The organism is Mycobacterium intermedium, assembly GCF_002086275.1.
Lineage (GTDB): Bacteria > Actinomycetota > Actinomycetes > Mycobacteriales > Mycobacteriaceae > Mycobacterium > Mycobacterium intermedium.
On record NZ_MVHT01000325.1, the window covers coordinates 1 to 419 of the forward strand.

At 80.7% G+C, this 419-nt stretch carries 1 protein-coding gene; it reads right to left on the reverse strand.

The window, feature by feature from the left end; translation table 11 throughout:
* Positions 1-419: hypothetical protein (locus tag BST27_RS35240; protein WP_211285348.1), on the reverse strand; the 419-nt coding region annotated here is incomplete at both ends.

Consider the following 419-nt stretch of genomic DNA (forward strand, 5'->3'; position numbering starts at 1 on the left):
CCTCCGGTGCCGCCGGTGCCGCCCTGACCGCCTTGTTCGCCGGCGGTGTCGAGCCCGCCGGCAGCACCAATGCCGCCTTGGCCGCCGATACCGCCTTGGCCGCCGGTGCCGCCGTGGCCGCCGACGCCTTGAGTGCCGCCGCCGCCCGCGCCGGCTGCGCCGCCGGTGCCGCCGGTGCCGCCCTTGCCGCCGGCTGCGCCCTGCCCGCCTTGACCGCCGGCGACGACGCTGTCCAAACCGGCCCCGCCCTTACCGCCGGTGCCGCCCTTGCCGCCTTGACCCCCCGACCCCGCGACACCTGCCGCGCCGGTGGCAGCGCCCGCGCCGCCCGCGCCCGCGTCCCCTCCGGTGCCGCCGGTGCCGCCCTGACCGCCTTGTTCGCCGGCGGTGTCGAGCCCGCCGGCAGCACCAATGCCGCC